The sequence below is a fragment of the Streptomyces davaonensis JCM 4913 genome (assembly GCF_000349325.1).
GTDB lineage: Bacteria > Actinomycetota > Actinomycetes > Streptomycetales > Streptomycetaceae > Streptomyces > Streptomyces davaonensis.
The window spans coordinates 7,494,506-7,511,639 of the sequence record NC_020504.1 but is presented as its reverse complement, the minus strand read 5'-3'; the positions used below and the strand labels follow the sequence as shown (position 1 = coordinate 7,511,639).

Below are 17,134 nucleotides of genomic sequence, written 5' to 3'. Positions count from 1 at the left end.
TCACACCCCCGCCGCCCCCAACAGATTCCCCACCGCATAAGTGATCCCCATCGCCAGCGCCCCACCCACCACATTCCGCACCACCGCCCTCCCCGGCGCCGCCGCCCCCAGCCGCGCGCTGCTCCACCCGGTCAGGACCAGGGCCGCCAGCACCGAGGCGACCGTGACCGGGACACGGGCCGAGGCCGGCGGCAGGACGATGGCGACGAGCGGCAACAGCGCACCCACCGTGAAGGCCAGGAAGCTCGCCCACGCCGCGTGCCAGGGGTTCGTCAGGCGGTCGGGGTCGATGCCGAGCTCCACGCGCGCGTGGGCGCGCAGGGCGTCCCGTTCGGTGAGCTGTACGGCCGCCTCCTGGGCCACGTCGCCGGACAGTCCGCGCCGCCTCAGGAGTTCCGCGAGCTCCGCCAGCTCCTCCTCGGGGCGTTCGCGCAACTCCCGCTTCTCCGCGGCCAGCGCGGCCTTCTCCGAGTCGCGCTGCGTGGAGACGGAGACGTACTCGCCCGCCGCCATCGACAGGGAGCCGGCCAGCAGCCCCGCCAGACCGGCCGTCAGCAGGGCCGAGCGGTCGTCGGTCGCACCCGCGACACCGACCACGAGACCGGCGGTGGACACGATGCCGTCGTTCGCGCCGAGCACCCCGGCCCGCAGCCAGTTCAGCCGTTCTCCGAGCGAGCCGCCATGGGCCTCGTCATGCGCAGGTTCCGTCACATCCCGGAGGATGACATTGCGGACACCCCCGCGCGGGAGGGGACTTGGCCGTTCCCGGGACCGACACTCGAACGGACGGGAGCGGGAGGGTACCTGACGGGGCGGCGACCCGGGGCCGTGGGACGGCACTGTCAGTCCCGGCCCGTATCCTCAGTGACCATGCTCGAAGACCGTACGACCGAAGCGTCGTCCCGCACGGCGTGGCCGGCCGCGTATCCGAAGGGATACGCGGTCGTTGACGTGGAGACCACCGGACTGGCCCGGGACGACCGGATAATCTCGGCGGCCGTCTACCGGCTGGACGCGCGCGGCGAGGTCGAGGACCACTGGTACACGCTGGTCAACCCGGAGCGCGATCCGGGCCCGGTGTGGATCCACGGTCTGACGAGCGAGGTGCTCGAGGGCGCGCCCCTCTTCCCGGACATCGCCGCGGAGTTCTCCGAGCGTCTCGCGGACCGGGTGCTCGTCGCGCACAACGCCGTCTTCGACTGGCAGATGATCGCCCGCGAGTACGCGCGCGCCCGGTGCGAGGCGCCGGTGCGGCAGCGGCTGTGCACCATCGCGCTCTCCAAGGAGCTGGGCCTGCCGCTGCCCAACCACAAGCTGGAGTCACTGGCCGCGCACTTCGGGGTCGTCCAGCAGCGCGCGCACCACGCGCTCGACGACGCGCGGGTGCTGGCGGAGGCGTTCCGGCCGAGCCTCAAGGCCGCGGCCGAGGGCGGCGTACGACTGCCGCTGCACGAGTGCCTGCCGCTGACGGAGTGGACGGACCGGGCCGTGCCGCGGCAGCCGTCGGCGTACGGCGCCTACCGGCCGACCAGTTGGCGCCCCTCCCGGAAGAGGCCCGCATGCCCGTATCCCAACCCGGGGCGGTACGAAGAGGGCAAAAGGCTCAAGCAGGGCATGCGGATCGCCTTCTCCGGTGACACCTCCGTCGAGCGCGACCTCCTGGAGGACCGGGCGATCGAGGCCGGACTGCATGTCGCGACCAGCATCTCCCGGCTGACCAGCCTGCTCGTCACCAACGACCCGGACTCGGGCACCTCCAAGGTGGTCAAGGCCCGCCAGTACGGCACCCCGGTCGTCGACGAGGCGGCGTTCGGACAGCTCCTCGGGGATGTGGAACCCGCGTCCGAGCAGTGACCGTATGGGTGATTGCCAGGCGACTCGCCCCGCGCCCGCTCGCCCGCGCCGCACCGACGGCCCACCCTGTGGCGCATGGCGAGATGCGAAGTTTGCGGAAATGACTATGGGATGTCCTTCGAGGTGCACGCGCAGGGCGCCGTGCATGTCTTCGACTGCTTCTCCTGTGCGATCCACCGCATGGCCCCCATCTGTGAGCACTGCCGCGTCCAGATCATCGGGCAGGGCGTGGAGGTGGAGGGCCACTGGTACTGCGGCGGCCACTGCGCCCGCGCGGAGGGAAAGGTGGGCATCATCGACAAGGTGTGACCCGGTACCCGCGTGAATCCACCCCACGACCGAGTTGTACGGTCGTGGGGTGTACCGCTTCCTGTTGTCCCGGCAGTGGGTGATCCTCACGCTGGTCGCCCTGCTGCTCATCCCCACGATGATCAGGCTGGGCATCTGGCAGATGGACCGCCACGACGAGCGGGCCGCCCGCAACCAGCTGGTCTCCGACGCGCTGTCCGCGAAGCCGGTCCCCGTGGAGGAGCTGACCGCCCCCGGGCGCACGATCACCACCGAGGAGCGGTACCGCACCGTCACCGCCACGGGGCACTTCGACACCGACGACGAGGTCGTCGTCCGCCGCCGCACCAACGCCGACGACGAGGTCGGCTACCACGTCCTGACCCCGTTCGTGCTGAACGACGGCAAGGTGCTGCTCGTCAACCGGGGCTGGATCCCCGCCGACGGCACCAGCCAGACCGCGTTCCCGAAGGTCCCGGCCCCGCCCCGCGGTGAGCTCACCGTCACCGGCCGGCTGATGCCGGACGAGACGACCGAGGCGAGCGGCATCAAGAACCTCAAGGGCCTGCCCGACCGGCAGATCATGCTGATCAACAGCGCGCACGAGGCCGAGCGCCTCGACGCCGAGGTGCTCGGCGGCTACATCGCGCAGACCGGGCCCGAGCCGAAGGGCGACACCCCGGAGCAGCTCGGCAAGCCGGGCGACGAGAACGCCGCCCTGAACTACGCGTACGCCATCCAGTGGTGGCTGTTCGCGGTCGGCGTCCCGGTCGGCTGGGTGATCCTGGTCCGCCGCGAGCTGCGCGACCGACGCGAACAGGCTGCCGCCGACTCCGCTGCCGAGGCCGAGCCCGCGGCCGTATGACCGCGCCGACAGAGACGAGGCCCGCGGCCGTGTGAGCCGTACGGCCGGATTGCCTCCGCGCCCGGATTGCCTCGCCGCCCGCCCGGGAACCCGCACCCCGTGCACCCCCGTATCGAGGACTACGCGCTCATCGGCGACGAGCAGACCGCCGCCCTGGTCGGCCGGGACGGCTCCATCGACTGGCTGTGTCTGCCCCGGTTCGACTCGGCCGCCTGCTTCGCCCGGCTGCTCGGCGACGAGGACAACGGCAGCTGGCGGATCGCTCCCGTAGGCGCCGAGCGGTGCGCCCGACGCGCCTACCGCCCGGACACCCTCGTCCTGGACACCGAGTGGGAGACCGAGGAAGGGGCGGTCCGGGTCACCGATCTGATGCCGCAGCGGGACCGCGCCCCGGACGTCGTCCGGATCGTCGAGGGGCTGCGCGGCGAGGTGACCGTCCGCAGCATGCTCCGGCTGCGGTTCGACTACGGCTCGATCACCCCGTGGCTGCGCCGCTCCCGCGGCCACCGGGTCGCGGTGGCCGGACCGGACTCGGTGTGGCTGCGCAGCGAGCCGGCGGTGCGCACCTGGGGCGAGGACCGGTGCACGTACTCGGAGTTCACCGTCGCCGAGGGCGAGTCGGTGGCGTTCGTCCTGACCTGGCACCCCTCGCACGAGCCCCGCCCACCGCTCGTCCACCCCCACAAGTCACTGCGCGCCAGCGTCGCCGACTGGCAGGCGTGGGCGGCCCGCTGCCGCTACGACGGCCCGCACCGGGACGCCGTGGTCCGCTCGCTGATCACCCTGAAGGCGCTCACCTACTCCCCCACCGGCGGCATCGTCGCCGCGGCCACCACCTCGCTCCCCGAGGAGCTGGGCGGCGTGCGCAACTGGGACTACCGCTACTGCTGGCTGCGCGACTCCACCCTCACCCTCGGCGCGCTGCTGGCCGCCGGATACCAGGAGGAGGCCGAGGCCTGGCGGAACTGGCTGCTGCGCGCGGTCGCGGGCGACCCCGCGGACCTCCAGATCATGTACGGCCTGGCGGGCGAGCGCCGGCTGCCCGAGACGGAGCTGTCGTGGCTGCCCGGCTTCGCCGCCAGCGGCCCCGTCCGGATCGGCAACGACGCGGTGAACCAGCTCCAGCTGGACGTCTACGGCGAGGTCATGGACTCGCTGTCGCTGGCCCGGAGTTCGGGCCTGCCCTCCGAGCCGCACATGTGGGCGCTCCAGGTCGCGCTGATGGACTTCCTGTGCACGGCGTGGCGGCAGCCCGACGAGGGGCTCTGGGAGGTGCGCGGAGGCCGCAAGCAGTTCGTGCACTCCAAGGTGATGGTGTGGGTGGCCGCGGACCGCGCGGTGCGCACCGTGGAGACCCACCCGGAGCTGGACGGCGACGTGGACGCCTGGCGCGCGATGCGCGACGAAGTGCACCAGGAGGTGTGCGAGCGGGGCTTCGACCCCGCGCGGAACACCTTCACCCAGTACTACGGCTCGCGCGAGCTGGACGCCTCGCTGCTGCTCATCCCGCGCGTGGGGTTCCTGCCGCCGGACGACCCCCGCGTGATCGGCACCGTCGACGCGGTCCGCGAGGAACTGAGCCACGACGGCTTCCTGCGCCGCTACAGCGCCGAGAAGACGGACGTCGACGGGCTGCCCGGCGGCGAGGGCACCTTCCTGGTCTGCTCGTTCTGGCTCGCGGACGCCCTGCACATGACGGGCCGCACCGAGGAGGCCCGCAAGCTGTTCGAACGGCTCGTCGGGCTCGGCAGCGACGTGGGGCTGCTGGCCGAGGAGTACGACGCCGCGGCCGGCCACCAGCTCGGCAACTTCCCGCAGGCATTCAGCCATATCGGCCTGGTGAACACCGCCCTCGCCCTGTTCGGGCCGGACGATGCAGGATAGGGGCCATGGATCTTGGACTGAAGGACCGGGTGTTCGTCGTCACGGGTGCCACGCGCGGGCTGGGCAACGCCACCGCGCGTGAGCTGGTCGCCGACGGCGCCAAAGTGATCATTTCGGGGCGGGACGAGAAGACGGTCGCCGAGGCCGCTGCCGCGCTCGGCCCGAACGCGGTCGGGGTGGCCGCGGGCAACGCCGACCCGGAGACGCCCGCGCGGCTGATCGCCGCCGCGCGGGAGCACTTCGGCGGCTTCGACGGTGTGCTGGTGAGCGTGGGCGGCCCGGCGCCGGGCTTCGTCGCCGACAACACCGACGAGCAGTGGCAGTCGGCCTTCGAGTCGGTGTTCCTGGGCGCGGTGCGCCTCGCGCGGGCGGCCGCGGCGGAGCTGGAGCCGGGCGGTGTCATCGGGTTCGTGCTCTCCGGGTCCGTGCACGAGCCGATTCCGGGGCTGACGATCTCCAACGGGCTGCGGCCCGGGCTCGCCGGGTTCGCCAAGTCCCTCGCGGACGAGCTGGGGCCTCGCGGGATCCGGGTCGTGGGCCTGCTGCCGGGGCGCATCGACACCGACCGGGTGCGCGAGCTGGACGGCCTGTCCGCGGACCCGGAGGCCACTCGCGCGGCCGCCGAGTCGCGGATCCCGCTGCGCCGGTACGGGGCGCCGGAGGAGTTCGGCCGCGCCGGAGCGTTCCTGCTGTCCCCGGCGGCCTCCTACCTCACCGGAATCATGGTCCCGGTGGACGGTGGCTTCCGGCACGGGTTCTGAAAACCTCCATGGGGCTCAACTGACCCGCTCCGCCCGGTGCTTGGCCGCCCGCATCCTGACCTCCGCGGGCAGCGAGGCCAGTCCGGCCGACTCCCGCGCGTGGGTCAGCGCCTGATCGGTCAGCTCCGTCAGCGCCGTCCCCGGGTCCACATGCGGCTCCAGCAGCAGCCGTACGCGGGCCTCGGGGGCGTTTCTGCGGCCGGTCAGGTGGGTCCGCGCCCGGTGGACGCCGTCCGTCGACGCCGCCTCGTCGGCCAGTACGGACTCCAGGGCGCGGCCCCGCAGCAGCGCGCCCTCTCCGTCGCCGGTCTCGACCAGGACCTCGGTGAGGCGGCGGCGCCGCAGGACCGCGGTCAGCCACCACAGGGCGAGCAGCACCAGGACCACGAGCACCGCGATGACGGTCGGCCACCACCAGCCCTCGGCGCGCCAGCGGGTGCGCTCGGCGTCGTCGAGCAGGACGTCGTTCTTGCCGTCGTGGATCCACCAGGACGGCGGGTCAAGGCCCAGGCCGACGGCGAGCACGGAGCCGCCGAGCAGGACCAGGACGACGCCGATGACCCCGAGCAGGACGCGGTTGACGACCCTCAGCACGGCGCTCACCCCTTCCGTCCGGGCCGTCGTACATGCACCGAGAGCGCGGGCGGCCGGGACAGGCCGAGGCCGCGGATCGCTTCGGCGAGGACGTCGTCCAGGTCGGCGCGCACGTCGTCCAGGTCACGGAAGTGGGAGACCGCGCGGACGTCGGCCCGCCTGCGGCCCATCCGGACCCCTACCGACTGCACGCCCGAGATCTCCATGGCCCGGTCGCGCAGGGCCAGGGCGGCGGCCTCGCGATCGAGTCCGGCGCGGACGTCGGGGTGGGTGCGGGTCATCGGCAGTACGGCGCGCAGGCCGGGGGTGGTGGCCAGGACGACCAGCCACAGGCCGAGCGCGACGGCGACGCCCGCGCCGACCAGCACCCAGGTGTCGTCGAGGGGGCGCTCGGCGAGCTGCCGGGCCAGTTCGCGCCGCCACTCCATCGCGGACCGGTCGGTGCGCACGGCGACGACGTCGTACAGGAAAGCGCCCGCGAGGACCAGCAGGAGCACGGCGACCACGGCGGCCGGGACCCGACGGGCCGACCAGAAGCGGCCGTTGGCGCCGTTCTCGCCGTCCAGGACGGGCGGCGGCGGGTCGAAGGCGGCCGCGGAGGCGTTCTGGTCGAGTGTGCCGGTGCCGGTCGCCTTCTCGACGACCGGCAGGGGTCGTGTGGTGCCCTCGGTGCCCTCCGAGCCCTGGGGCTCGCTCATCGCGTCCTCCCCTGCGCCGCGCCGTGTGCCGAGTGCAGCCGCTCCACCTGAACGGCTACCTCCGGCACCTCCATGCCCACCAACGCGCCTACCCGCTCGGCGACATGACGACGCACGGCGGCGCAGCGGGCGCCGATGTCGGTGGGGTAGTCGAGTTCGAGGTGGACGCGGACGCGCGCGATGTCGTGGTGGACGACCACGCCCGCGTGCGGGGGCGCCGCGTCCCCGGGCAGCGGGCCGAGGGCCTCGCGGGCGGCCTGGGAGGCGATCTTCGCCACGACCCGGTCCGCGATCCGGGTGGAGCCGCGCTCACCGGGCGGCACGGCGGCCCGCGGCAGGCGGACCTCACCGGGGTCGACGCTCACCTACGTCACCGCCGGTCGCGCCGGTCGTCGCGGCTGCGGAAGAAGTCACCGAGTTCCAGGTCCCCTTCGAGGAACCGGCCGACGACGAAACCGATGGCGCCCAGCGCGGCCACCAGCAGGAAGGCGCCGAACCCGCCGAAGTACCCGGCGAAGCCCAGCGCCATGCCGGCGATCATGCCGACCACGGCCATGCTCATGGTGCGCTCCCCTCAGCGGTACGACGTCCGGTCACTGGATCCTGGGCTCCAGTTCCTCTTCCTCCTCCTCGGGCAGCTTCACATCGCTCACCGCGATGTTGACCTCGACCACTTCCAGGCCGGTCATGCGCTCCACCGCGGAGACCACGTTCTCCCGGACCGCCCGCGCGACGTCGGCGATGGAGACGCCGTAGTCGACGACGATCTCCAGGTCGAGCGCGGTCTGCACCTCGCCGACCTCGGCTTTCACACCACGGGTGACCGATTTCGAGCCGCCGCCCGGCACCCGGTCCCGCACCGCGCCGAAGGTCCGGCTGAGGCCGCTGCCCATCGCATGCACGCCGAGCACGTCCCGCGCGGCGAGGCCCGCGATCTTCTCGACGACGCCGTCGGCGATGGTGGTCCGCCCGCGGGTGGACGGGTCACCGCCGCCGCGCTTGACGGCCTTACGGGTCTGTACGGTCGGCTCCTGCTCGACCTGGGACTTCTGTGTCGTGTCGCTCATCGCCGTACGTCCCTTTCGGTTCGTCCTCCTTCGACCACCGTAAGTGCGGTTGCCCCATCGCGCCCCGGGGATGCGGCAGGCTGGGGTAATGACGGCGGACGGATGGACGCGGGCGGTACGGCATCAGCTGGGGTTGGGCAGGCTGCTGCCCCTGGGCGGCGCGCGGGACGGCGCGTGGATCGCGGAGCAGGCGGCCGTAACAGCGTTGGAGCGCGCGGCGGACGGCATGCCGGGGGTGCGCCTGGGCGCGCTGCGGATCGCGCTCGCGGACCCCGCGCGGGCGCAGGAGCCCGTCGTACCGCCGCCGCCGAGCGCGTTGTCGCCCGGAGCGCTGCGGGTGACGGCGGAGTTCGCGGCGACGGCCGCGGAGCCGCTGCCCTCGGTGGCGGACCGGCTGCGCTCGGCGCTGGCCGAGGCGGCGACCGAGGGACTGGGGCTGACGGTCACGGAGGTGGACCTGCGGGTGACGGCCCTGCTGGAGGAGGCGCCGGAGGCCGCGCCGCAACGGCAGCAGGAGCCGCCGTCGGCGCGGGGGCCCGCGGACGGCGACGAGTCCCGCGCCGCGCGGGCCGCGCTCGCGGTGCCGGGCGTGGTCGGCCTCGCCGGGGCGCCGGTCGGCCTCGGCCGGCCGGTGCACATCGAGGAACGGCCCGCCGAAGCCGCGCTGCCCGCGCGTCATGTCCGGCTGGAGCTCGCCGTGGCCGCGGACCACCGGGCCGTGGAGGTGGCCCGCGCGGTCCGCGCCGAGGTGACGAAGGCGCTGCCGGATCACCCGACGGTGGCGGTCCTGGTCACCGCCGTCGTCGGGTGAGCACTGTCGGGTGAGCGCTCACTCCCCTACGCCGGCGAGGTCCCGCAGCCGGCGCGCCTGGGCGGCGCGTTCGGCGACGCGCTGGTCCTCGTAGGTGCGGTCCGTGGCGCCGCGCAGCAGGGCCTTGGTCTCGACGACCGCGTCCCGGGGCACCGCCAGCAGGGCGGCGGTGAGGTCGCGTACGGCGTCGTCGAGCTGGTCGGCGGGCACGGCGACATTGGCCAGGCCGGTGCTGACGGACTCCTCGGCCGTGACGAAGCGCCCGGTGGCGCAGATCTCCAGCGCCCGGGCGTAGCCGACGAGGCCCACCAGGGGGTGGGTGCCGGTCAGGTCGGGGACCAGGCCGAGGCTGGTCTCGCGCATGGCGAACTGCACGTCGTCCGCGACGACGCGCAGATCGCAGGCGAGAGCGAGCTGGAAGCCCGCCCCGATGGCGTGCCCCTGGACGGCGGCGATGGACACGAGGTCACTGCGCCGCCACCAGGTGAACGCGTCCTGGTACTCGGCGATCGTCGCGTCGAGCTCGGCGTCGCTGCCGCGCGCGAGATCGATGAACGACGGCTCGCCGTCGAAACCCTCCGGCGTGAACGCCTGCCGGTCGAGTCCGGCCGAGAAGGACTTGCCCTCGGCCCGCAGCACGACGACCCGGACGGATCCGGGCAGCAGCCGACCGGCCTCGGTCAGCGCCCGCCACAGAGCGGGGCTCTGCGCGTTGCGCTTGTCGGGGTTGGTCAGCGTCACCGTGGCGACTGCGTCGTCGACGGTGAGTCGTACGCCGTCCTTGTCGAGAACCGGGTCGAGCGAAGCCATGGAGCGCCTCCGATGCTGTGCGGTCAGCTAAGTGACTGCACAGTAACCACCCGGCCGGTCGGACTGAACGACCGGGTGGCCACCGTCGAAGGCGATGGGCCGCCCGAGGTCAGCCCGCGGCTTTCTTGCCGCGTGTCGCCCCGCCACGCCCACGCAGCGTGACGCCCGACTCGCTGAGCATCCGGTGTACGAAGCCATACGAGCGGCCGGTCTCCTCGGCCAGCGCCCGGATGCTCGCACCGGAGTCGTACTTCTTCTTCAGGTCTGCCGCGAGCTTGTCGCGCGCGGCGCCGGTTACCCGGCTGCCCTTCTTCAGAGTCTCGGCCACCCGTGCCTCCTCATGGGAAGTGCGCTCTGGTCTCCTCATGATCACCCCTCCTGGGCTTCATGGCCACCCATTCAGCAAGGTCCGTGAGACACGGATTTGACGACAGGAGTAGGTCCACACAAGGGGAATGCCTGATTCCGCACGGCCTCCGCCGTACCGCTGAACGGGTTGTTCCGCGAAGCTCCAGGTCAGGGACGCACGACGGCCGAGCCCTTGTCGACAAAGGGCTCGGCCGCGATTTCGATGTAGGACACACCTCGGTACGAGGAGATCTCACACAGATGATGGATCACGGATCGGCCGAATGATCCATACGCAGTGGATCAACCATTCGATCAAGCGAGGGCGACGAGATCCGCGTAGTCCGCGCCCCACAGGTCCTCCACGCCGTCCGGCAGCAGAATGATCCGTTCCGGCTGGAGCGCCTCCACGGCGCCCTCGTCGTGGGTGACCAGAACGACCGCGCCCTTGTAGGTGCGCAGCGCGCCGAGGATCTCCTCGCGGCTGGCCGGGTCGAGGTTGTTGGTCGGCTCGTCGAGCAGCAGCACGTTCGCCGAGCTGACCACCAGGGTCGCGAGCGCGAGACGGGTCTTCTCGCCGCCGGAGAGGACCCCGGCCGGCTTGTCGACGTCGTCGCCGGAGAACAGGAACGAGCCCAGCACCTTGCGGACCTCGACGAGGTCCATGTCGGGCGCGGCGGAGCGCATGTTCTCCAGGACCGTGCGCTCCGGGTCGAGGGTCTCGTGCTCCTGGGCGTAGTAGCCGAGCTTGAGTCCGTGGCCCGGGGTGACCTCGCCGGTGTCGGGCTTCTCCACCCCGCCGAGCAGGCGGAGCAGGGTGGTCTTGCCGGCGCCGTTGAGGCCGAGGATGACGACCCGGGAGCCCTTGTCGATGGCCAGGTCGACGTCGGTGAAGATCTCCAGCGAGCCGTACGACTTCGACAGGCCCTCGGCGGTCAGCGGGGTCTTGCCGCAGGGCGCGGGCTCCGGGAAGCGCAGCTTGGCGACCTTGTCGGAGACGCGCACCGCCTCCAGGCCGGAGAGCAGCTTGTCCGCGCGGCGCGCCATGTTCTGCGCGGCAACCGTCTTGGTGGCCTTGGCGCGCATCTTGTCGGCCTGCGAGTGCAGCGCGGCGGCCTTCTTCTCGGCATTGGCGCGCTCGCGCTTGCGGCGCTTCTCGTCGGCCTCGCGCTGCTGCTGGTAGAGCTTCCAGCCCATGTTGTAGACGTCGATCTGGGCGCGGTTGGCGTCCAGGTAGAACACCTTGTTGACGACCGTCTCGACCAGGTCGACATCGTGGGAGATCACGATGAAGCCGCCGCGGTAGGTCTTGAGGTAGTCGCGCAGCCAGACGATCGAGTCGGCGTCGAGGTGGTTCGTCGGCTCGTCGAGCAGCAGGGTGTCGGCGTCCGAGAACAGGATCCGGGCCAGCTCGATACGGCGGCGCTGACCGCCGGAGAGGGTGTGCAGCGGCTGGCCGAGCACCCGGTCGGGGAGGTTCAGCGCGGCGGCGATGGTGGCGGCCTCGGCCTCGGCGGCGTAACCGCCCTTGGTGAGGAACTCCGTCTCCTGGCGCTCGTACTGCTTCATCGCCTTGTCGCGGGTGGCGCCCTTGCCGTTGGCGATGCGCTCCTCGTTCTCGCGCATCTTGCGGATCAGGACGTCCAGGCCGCGCGCGGACAGGACACGGTCGCGGGCGAGCACGTCGAGGTCGCCGGTGCGCGGGTCCTGCGGGAGGTAGCCGACCTCGCCGGAGCGGGTGATGGCGCCGCCGGCGGGGATGCCCTCGCCGGCCAGGCACTTGGTCAGGGTGGTCTTGCCGGCGCCGTTGCGGCCGACCAGACCGATGCGGTCGCCCTTGGCGACTCGGAAGGTAGCGGACTCGATGAGAACACGGGCGCCGGCGCGCAGCTCGATGCCGGTGGCGGAGATCACGGTCAGACTCCAAGGCGGGGTCGTATGCGGAAGGGGCGGCTGAGGACGTTCCCGCCGTCTAATGCGCGAGGAGAATGGCCATGCGGCCAGTCTAACGGGGCCGTGCAAGCGGTTTTCGGCCGCTGGGACCCTTACCGGCGAGGGGGCGGTGGCCCCGGGTGATCCGTCCGGCGCGGTGAGCTGGGACGTCCGCGCCGCTCTGGGGGACGGCGGGCGGCCTCACGTGACGTTCGGCACGCACGGAGCAATCGGCGCCCTTTTTGGAAGTGGCGGGCCGGTCCCCCGTTCGGCGGCTTGTCCGGCGCGCGGTCCGGGGTGGGGGCGAGGATGGCCGCGGGGGGCACGACGTACGCGGAGGCCCCATGCAGTTCGATGACGACGCGCGGCTGGACACCTCCGAGGTGCAGGACGTGCGCGGCCGCCGGACTGCTGGCGCTGGTACTGGCGCTGCTTCTCGGGGTCGGGCCGGACCAGCTGGGCCTGAGCGACGGGAGCGAGCAGCCCGCCGCCACGGCGTCGAACCTGGCGCAGGTCCAGCAGTCGTGCCGGACCGGGCGGGACGCCAACACCCGGGACGACTGCCCCATGGTGGCGGTGGTCAACAGCGTGCAGGACTTCTGGGACGAGGAGTTCACCCGGCGGGGCGGCGCGTACGGGCGGTCCCCGACGGTTCTATTGTCCGGGCGACCGCAAGGTCTATCCGGACCTGGGGTTCTTCGACGACCTGCGGACGACGTTCGGCGCGAGCGGCGGGCCGTTCGCGCAGGCATACGTGGTGGCGCACGAGTACGGCCACCATGTGCAGGACCTCACGGGCACGCTGGGTCGGTCGCGGGACGGGCGGACCGGGGCGGACAGCGGCGCGGTGCGGGTGGAGCTCCAGGCCGACCGCTACGCCGGGGTGTGGGCCCACCACGCGACCACGACGAAGGACGAGTCGACCGGGCGGCCGCTGATCACCAGCCTCACCGACGCCGACATCGCCGACGGTCTGGACGCGGCGGCGGCCGTGGGCGACGAGAGCGGGGACATGGCCCGCTGCGACACCTTCCGCTGAGGCGTTGTCAGTGGTCGCTGAGACACTGACGGCAGTGCGGATTCCCAGACGGATTACGGCTTTTCAGGCACGACTCAGGCGGACGGCAAGGGAGTGATCGGCATGGCGGGCACGGAGAGCGGGCGTCCGAGCATCTATCCGACGGTGTTGTACGCGGACGCGCGCGCCGCGATCAGGCAGCTCACCGAGGGCCTCGGCTTCACCGAGCTGACGGTGTACGAAGGTGAGGACGGCTCGGTGTTCCACGCCGAACTGGCTCAGGGCAACGGTGCGGTGATGGTCGGTTCGAAGGGGCGCGGTGGCGTCTTCGACTCGGCGATGAAGGGCGCGGGCCCGGTGGGGGTGTACGTCGTGGTGGACGACGTGGACGACCACCACCGGCGCGCCGTGGAGCACGGCGTGGAGATCCTGATGCCCCCGACGGACCAGGACTACGGCTCCCGGGACTACATGGCCCGGGACGCCGAGGGCAACATCTGGAGCTTCGGCACGTACGCGCCGGAGACCAGCGGCTAGTTCCCGCCCGTGTGCACCTGGAAGGCGGCCCGGCGGACGGCCTTGGCCAGGGCCGGGTCGGGGTGTGCGGCGGCCAGGGCGACCAGGACCTGCACGGTGCGCGGGTGGCCCACCGAGCGGACCTCGTCCAGGAGGGCGGGGACCGTGGGCTGGAGCGCGGATTCCAGGTGGCGGACGAGCATGGGGGCCTCGCCGTGGTCGGCGACCGCGGCGGCGGTGTCGACCCAGAGCCAGGTGGCCTCTTCCCGGGTGAGGACCTCATGGGCGTCCTCGGGGTCGACCCCGTCGTGCTCGGCCAGCCACAGCAGGGCGTACGGCCGCAGCGTCGCGTCCTCGGCCACGGACCGTACGTCGGGCTCGGCGGGGGCGCCGACGACGCGCAGCGCCTCGAAGGCCAGGCCGCGCAGCAGGGCGTCCTCGCCGCGGGCGGCGTGGATCAGCTCGGTGACGGCGCTGCCGACGGTGCGGGCGGCGAGCCAGGCTCGGTACTCGGCGCGGGCGGCGTTGGGGCGGAGCTGGGCGCAGCCGCGGAGCATGTCCTCGGCGGCCTGCTCGATGTTCCCGGCGGGGCTCTGCGCGGCGACGCAGATCTGCTCCAGCTTGACCCAGACCGCCCAGCTGCCGAGCGGGGTGAGGGTGGCCTGGCCGTCGCCGTAGGTGAGGGCGCCCACCGAGGCGAGGGCGTGCAGGGCCCAGTCGAGGAGAGGGGCGAGGGGGGTGTCCTCGGCGCAGGCGTCGGGGTCCGGCTCGGGCTGCGGGCCGAAGGGGATCTCGCAGCGCTCGGTGCGCAGTTCGGTGACGCGCTGCTCCAGCAGGTCGAGAAGTTGCGCCACCGGCACGGGGCCGGCGGACAGCTGGAGGAAGGAGAGCACCTGGGGCATGGCCGAGACGACCTCGGCGACGGTAGCGGGCTCGTGGTCGACGGGCTCCGGGTAGGCGAGCGACCAGGCGTCGAAGAGGGCGACCCAGCCGCGCAGTACGGCGGTGTCGTCGCGGTGCCAGGCGCGCAGCCGCCACCCCGGGCGGGCGCTGTCGCCGTGCACCTCGATGAGGCCGGCGAGGCGGGCGGTGTCCCAGTCGGCGCGGACCTGAGCGGCGGTCAGGTGCAGATCGGCGGCGGCCCGTTCGGCGGTCGCGTCGGAGAGGGCGCCCTTGCCGTCGGAGTGCGCGCCGTCGCGGCCGGGGCGCAGGGCGGCATCGGCCCAGTGGGCGACGCGGGCCGCGGCGGCCAGGCCGGTGCGCGCCATTCCGGCCAGTTCCGCGGGGGCCGGGGTGCCCTCCGGGGGGCGCGGTGCGGCGCGGCGGGGGCGCCGCTGGTTCACAGCTCTGGGGGCGGCGGCCAGGGGTCGGGGGCGGACGAGTCGAAGCCTGGAGTCGCGCGGGATACGGGACGTCACGGGTGCAGTCTTCCGGTTGACGGTCCGAAAACCCAAACGGAATGTCACGAGGGGCGACGGGGATGGCCAACGCACGGGGTCCCGCGAGCGGCGGGGGACCGATAACAGGCCAGTCGTACGGGGTTAAACGGAACGCGCGGGGCCGGTCCCGAGGAGGTGCGGGACAGTGCGCTCACATGAGGGGGGTCAGGAAGCGGCGCAGGGATTCCTCGTAGGACTTGGGGTCGGCGTTCCACATGGCGCCGTGGGGAGCGCGCTTGACGGTGTGGAGGTTGACCAGGTTGGGACGGGCGTCCGCGAGGCGGCGGGAGTGGATCCAGGGGGCGACGGTGTCGTCGGGGCCGTGGAAGATCAGGGTCGGCACGGTGAGCGTGTCCGGGCTGTCGCCGGGGGTGGCATGGTCGCCGTACAGGCCCGTACGGCCCTGGGCGGCGCGGACGGCCAGCGGGAGCAGGGCACCCGGGGTGCGGCGGGCCGCGGCGAGGGCGCGCAGGGTCGCCTCCCAGTTGAGCACCGGGGAGTCCAGGACGAGCCCGGAGACGCGGTCGCGCAGTCCGGAGTGGGCGGCTGCGCGCAGGGCCATGGTGGCGCCGATGGACCAGCCGAGCAGGACGACCTGTTCGGCGCCGTAGCGCACGGCGTAGCGGATCGCCGCGTCCAGGTCGCGCCACTCGGTCTCGCCGAGGTGGTTGAGGCCGTCCGGGGAGCGGGGTGCGCCGAGGTCGCCGCGGTAGGCGAGGGCGAGGACCGGGAACTTGCGGGCGGCGAGGAACTCCATGACGTTCATGGACAGTTCGCGGGTGGTGCCGAGGCCGTGCACCGCGATGACCCAGGTGGTGCGGGTGCCGGGGACGAACCACGCGGGCAGGGAGCCGAGTTCGCCGGGGATGTCGATGTCGGCGTGGTCGAGGCCGAGGGCGGAGCCGGGGTCACCGACGTAGAGGTTGGGGGTGAACCAGACGCGGTCGCCGGGGGCGAGGGTGCCGTGGGTGACGCGTTCCAGGCGGCGGACCGCGGTGTCGGCGGTGTGGGTCGCCGTGGGGAGGACGGGGCCGACGACCGCGTGCGAGCCGTCGCCGCCGAGGCCGTAGGTGCCGGGGCGCAGGGAGGCCAGGTCACGGGTGAGCGTGATCTGGCCGGCCGCCGTGCCGTGCACCGTGAGCCGGGGTTCGGTGGGCAGGGGTCTGCCGGGGGGCGCCTTGAGCGCGGCGTCGCTGGCGAGGCGGCCGGCGGCCACGCTTGCCGCGCCGGCGGCCAGGGCCATGGTGACGGCTGCGGCCGTCGCTGTGACAGTGCGCACGGGTCCAGTGTCCTGGCGGACCCCGTCAGCGGCCAGTGGAGGGACGGATGCGGGTGACGGGGGGCTCGGCGGGTCGGGGCTCGGCGGGTGGGGGGTGCTGCGGGGTGGGGGTTGCTGCGGGGGTGGGCTCGCTCGCCCGCGCGTGCGGGGTGCCGCTGCGCCCACCCGTGCCGCCCCAGCGGCACGATTACCCGCAGCTAGGTGGGCTGACCGTAACCCCGGAGCTTTTGCTGCACCTCGGCCAGCTGCTCGCCCGACAGCAGTGACGGCGTCAAGCCCGGCACCGAAGATGCCGTCAGCCACACTCGGCACATCCACTCCAGCTGCGCCGTGCGGTCGTAGGCCTGGGACAGGGTCGTGCCGTAGGTCATCGTGCCGTGGTTCTGGAGTAGGCAGGCGGTGCGGTCGGTCAGGGCTCGGAGCATGTTCTCGGCCAACTCCTCGGTGCCGTATGTCGCATACGGGGCAACCCGGGCGGGGCCGCCGAGGTCGGCGGTGATGTAGTGGATCGCCGGGACCTCCTGGACCAGCGTCGAGACCGCCGTGGCATGCACCGCGTGGGTGTGGACGACGGCGCGGGCGTCGGTGGCGCCGTAGACGGCGAGATGCATCGGCAGCTCACTGGTCGGCCGGAGCGTTCCGAGCACCTGGCGGCCGGAGAGGTCGACGCCCGTGATGTCCTCGGGCGTGAGCCGGTCGTACGGCACTCCCGACGGTGTGACCAGGACCGTGTCCCCGACGCGCACCGAGACATTGCCAGAGGTCCCCACCACCAGCCCCTCGGAGACCGTCCGGCGGGCGGTGGCGACCAGGTCCTCCCAGGCCCGCGCCTCCTCCGGACGTACACCATCCGGCCACGGCTCCCGCACTTCCCGTGCGCTCTCCCCCGCTTCCCCCGCGCCCCGCCGCTTCCCTCGCTGCTCAGCCATGCCGCGATCCTGCCAGCCCTGTCCCCGAACGGCCGCCGGGC

Annotated in this window: 19 protein-coding genes and 1 pseudogene; 8 read left to right on the top strand and 12 right to left on the bottom strand. The window is 72.9% G+C overall.

Features of this window, described 5'->3' with window-relative positions:
* Entirely contained in the window at nucleotides 1-711 is a 711-nt protein-coding gene (locus BN159_RS33185) for a VIT1/CCC1 transporter family protein (protein ID WP_041820185.1), read from the bottom strand.
* Nucleotides 712-870: 159 nt separating this feature from the next.
* Here BN159_RS33185 and BN159_RS33180 point away from each other — a divergent pair, with 159 nt between their 5' ends.
* From BN159_RS33180 to BN159_RS33160, 5 genes are all read left to right on the top strand, one after another.
* Complete coding sequence (locus tag BN159_RS33180; RefSeq protein WP_015661411.1) at nucleotides 871-1,854, top strand: DEDDh family exonuclease; 984 nt, start codon at nucleotides 871-873, stop codon at nucleotides 1,852-1,854.
* A gap of 75 nt (nucleotides 1,855-1,929) precedes the next feature.
* Nucleotides 1,930-2,163 (top strand): hypothetical protein, encoded by a 234-nt coding sequence (locus BN159_RS33175; protein ID WP_078598913.1) that lies wholly within the window; start codon nucleotides 1,930-1,932, stop codon nucleotides 2,161-2,163.
* Nucleotides 2,164-2,212: 49 nt separating this feature from the next.
* Entirely contained in the window at nucleotides 2,213-3,007 is a 795-nt protein-coding gene (locus BN159_RS33170) for an SURF1 family cytochrome oxidase biogenesis protein (RefSeq protein WP_015661409.1), read from the top strand.
* A 99-nt stretch (nucleotides 3,008-3,106) separates the two neighbouring features.
* Nucleotides 3,107-4,891: a glycoside hydrolase family 15 protein gene (locus BN159_RS33165; RefSeq protein ID WP_015661408.1), complete on the top strand. Its 1,785-nt coding sequence runs from the start codon at nucleotides 3,107-3,109 to the stop codon at nucleotides 4,889-4,891.
* 5 nt (nucleotides 4,892-4,896) lie between these two features.
* Nucleotides 4,897-5,652: an SDR family oxidoreductase gene (locus tag BN159_RS33160; RefSeq protein WP_015661407.1), complete on the top strand. Its 756-nt coding sequence runs from the start codon at nucleotides 4,897-4,899 to the stop codon at nucleotides 5,650-5,652.
* A gap of 15 nt (nucleotides 5,653-5,667) precedes the next feature.
* Here the strand turns inward: BN159_RS33160 and amaP are convergent, their stop codons facing one another.
* The 5 genes from amaP to BN159_RS33135 are packed head-to-tail and all read right to left on the bottom strand — an operon-like array spanning nucleotide 5,668 to nucleotide 8,011.
* Entirely contained in the window at nucleotides 5,668-6,255 is a 588-nt protein-coding gene (gene amaP, locus BN159_RS33155) for an alkaline shock response membrane anchor protein AmaP (RefSeq protein ID WP_015661406.1), read from the bottom strand.
* Complete coding sequence (locus BN159_RS33150) at nucleotides 6,252-6,944, bottom strand: DUF6286 domain-containing protein (RefSeq protein WP_015661405.1); 693 nt, start codon at nucleotides 6,942-6,944, stop codon at nucleotides 6,252-6,254. The genes amaP and BN159_RS33150 overlap by 4 nt, the downstream gene beginning before the upstream one ends.
* Nucleotides 6,941-7,309: an Asp23/Gls24 family envelope stress response protein gene (locus BN159_RS33145; protein WP_015661404.1), complete on the bottom strand. Its 369-nt coding sequence runs from the start codon at nucleotides 7,307-7,309 to the stop codon at nucleotides 6,941-6,943. The genes BN159_RS33150 and BN159_RS33145 overlap by 4 nt, the downstream gene beginning before the upstream one ends.
* A gap of 5 nt (nucleotides 7,310-7,314) precedes the next feature.
* Nucleotides 7,315-7,506 (bottom strand): hypothetical protein, encoded by a 192-nt coding sequence (locus BN159_RS33140; protein WP_015661403.1) that lies wholly within the window; start codon nucleotides 7,504-7,506, stop codon nucleotides 7,315-7,317.
* Between the two features lie 31 nt (nucleotides 7,507-7,537).
* Nucleotides 7,538-8,011, bottom strand: coding sequence for an Asp23/Gls24 family envelope stress response protein (locus BN159_RS33135; RefSeq protein WP_015661402.1), 474 nt, complete (start codon nucleotides 8,009-8,011; stop codon nucleotides 7,538-7,540).
* 88 nt (nucleotides 8,012-8,099) lie between these two features.
* Here BN159_RS33135 and BN159_RS33130 point away from each other — a divergent pair, with 88 nt between their 5' ends.
* Complete coding sequence (locus BN159_RS33130) at nucleotides 8,100-8,822, top strand: Asp23/Gls24 family envelope stress response protein (protein WP_015661401.1); 723 nt, start codon at nucleotides 8,100-8,102, stop codon at nucleotides 8,820-8,822.
* Between the two features lie 18 nt (nucleotides 8,823-8,840).
* On the opposite strand, the gene BN159_RS33125 is transcribed toward BN159_RS33130, so the two are convergent.
* From BN159_RS33125 to BN159_RS33115, 3 genes are all read right to left on the bottom strand, one after another.
* Nucleotides 8,841-9,632, bottom strand: a complete 792-nt coding sequence (locus tag BN159_RS33125; RefSeq protein ID WP_015661400.1) for an enoyl-CoA hydratase/isomerase family protein — start codon at nucleotides 9,630-9,632, stop codon at nucleotides 8,841-8,843.
* Between the two features lie 109 nt (nucleotides 9,633-9,741).
* Nucleotides 9,742-9,960, bottom strand: a complete 219-nt coding sequence (locus BN159_RS33120) for a helix-turn-helix domain-containing protein (RefSeq protein ID WP_019758351.1) — start codon at nucleotides 9,958-9,960, stop codon at nucleotides 9,742-9,744.
* A gap of 335 nt (nucleotides 9,961-10,295) precedes the next feature.
* Nucleotides 10,296-11,894 (bottom strand): ABC-F family ATP-binding cassette domain-containing protein, encoded by a 1,599-nt coding sequence (locus BN159_RS33115; RefSeq protein WP_015661398.1) that lies wholly within the window; start codon nucleotides 11,892-11,894, stop codon nucleotides 10,296-10,298.
* Nucleotides 11,895-12,256: 362 nt separating this feature from the next.
* Between BN159_RS33115 and BN159_RS33110 the strand changes: the two are divergent.
* Nucleotides 12,257-12,951, top strand: a pseudogene (locus BN159_RS33110) (neutral zinc metallopeptidase).
* A 102-nt stretch (nucleotides 12,952-13,053) separates the two neighbouring features.
* The gene (locus BN159_RS33105) at nucleotides 13,054-13,467 is read left to right on the top strand and encodes a VOC family protein (RefSeq protein ID WP_015661396.1); all 414 of its coding nucleotides are present in this window, start codon (nucleotides 13,054-13,056) and stop codon (nucleotides 13,465-13,467) included.
* Here BN159_RS33105 and BN159_RS33100 read toward each other — a convergent pair.
* The 3 genes from BN159_RS33100 to BN159_RS33090 form a co-directional block, all read right to left on the bottom strand.
* Nucleotides 13,464-14,864, bottom strand: a complete 1,401-nt coding sequence (locus BN159_RS33100) for a hypothetical protein (protein WP_015661395.1) — start codon at nucleotides 14,862-14,864, stop codon at nucleotides 13,464-13,466. The two genes, BN159_RS33105 and BN159_RS33100, sit on opposite strands and share 4 nt — an antisense overlap.
* A 172-nt stretch (nucleotides 14,865-15,036) precedes the next feature.
* Complete coding sequence (locus BN159_RS33095; RefSeq protein WP_015661394.1) at nucleotides 15,037-16,164, bottom strand: alpha/beta hydrolase family protein; 1,128 nt, start codon at nucleotides 16,162-16,164, stop codon at nucleotides 15,037-15,039.
* Between the two features lie 197 nt (nucleotides 16,165-16,361).
* On the bottom strand, nucleotides 16,362-17,093 hold the full coding sequence (locus BN159_RS33090) for a class II aldolase/adducin family protein (protein ID WP_015661392.1): 732 nt from the start codon (nucleotides 17,091-17,093) through the stop codon (nucleotides 16,362-16,364).
* Nucleotides 17,094-17,134 lie beyond the last annotated feature (41 nt).